Origin of the sequence: Aliiglaciecola sp. (assembly GCF_039982535.1) — a bacterium.
Lineage (GTDB): Bacteria > Pseudomonadota > Gammaproteobacteria > Enterobacterales > Alteromonadaceae > Aliiglaciecola.
In genome coordinates this window covers 1-1,212 of sequence record NZ_JBDWYG010000035.1, presented here as the reverse complement: position 1 = coordinate 1,212, position 1,212 = coordinate 1, and the positions used below count along the sequence as shown (strand labels likewise).

The window sequence follows — 1,212 nt, the reverse complement described above, 5'->3', positions numbered from 1 at the left end:
TCCAGCAAAGGAACCGAATTCAGGAGCATCAAATTCATCATATCCAATCAGAGCTTCTTCTCTTAAAACCATACGAAGTTCATCAGATAAACCATTTTTATTTTCCAGATGTAATAACACAGAAAATATTTCGCTCTTGTTGTTAACTTTATATGCGACAGTATCTGTAGAAGCAATTGCCGTAGAATCTATATTTAGTTCAGCTGAAGCTGCCGTCGCCTTTACATAAAAACCCTGAAAAGGCGCAATATATTTGGTTGCAGAATTTGTGCCTCCTACATTTGTTTGGTAAGCATCATAATGGCCGTTATTACCATCCCAAACGTAATAGGTGCTAGTTGTGTTTGTTTTGCTTATTTCTTCCCAATTTAGGGTTGAAAGGCTAGGATTAGATATAAAGTTTACTCCATTTAAGTTAGAAATAGCTCCTTCTGTATAGCTTAACGGAATAGTTTGAGGTAATGAAATTCCTTTTCCTTCGCTAATAATCGACTTAGGAAAACCTCCCTGAGTTCCGGGCGTGCCATAGCTGTCGTCTTCAAAAACGTACATCATAAATCCTTTTCCTGAAGAAGCAGAAGCATTAATTGAGTCTGGAATGCCCCAAGATTGACTGGATTCATTCCATGTGTATATATTAGACCTTCCTTTTGATGTTTTCGCTCCTTCAATTCCTTGCGTCCATAATGAATCTGTAATAGTTGCAAAAGTAGAATTAGCAAACGGAGTACCAAACATCCTCCAACCTTGAGAACCTTTAATTTCCGGACCTCCTAATCTATAATCGCTCCACTGTAAAGTTGGTAATACCGAACCGTTTGGACGCACCCAAGTATCAGCAAAATCCCAATTTGTGTAGCTCGAATCGTTTTTAAGTTCCTCGGTTGAAAATCCTTTTACCGAAACTACGCCGGGGCTAAAGCTATTCCCTGTGGCGTTTGCTCGGTTGGTGGTTTCGGTATTCCAGTAGCTGTTTATGATGGAGGCATTCGATTCCAAACTGGCTACCAATCCCCCAACGGTAGAAGTGGCATTAATTGCACCAGAGGCGTAGCTGTTTTCGATGGTGGAACTAAGCACATTGTACGCAACCAAGCCTCCCACAATATAGCCCGCCGTAATATCACTGGTCGAAAAAGAATTAATGATGGTACTATTGCTTCGGTTAAAGCTAACCAAGCCCCCAACTTGTCCATCTGCCGTGATATCTCC

At 40.8% G+C, this 1,212-nt stretch carries 1 protein-coding gene; it reads right to left on the bottom strand.

Translation table 11 applies throughout. The features are described 5' to 3' along the window. Positions 1-1,212 (bottom strand): GLUG motif-containing protein (locus ABJV04_RS08345; RefSeq protein ID WP_348491047.1); only part of this gene is annotated, 1,212 nt, incomplete at both ends.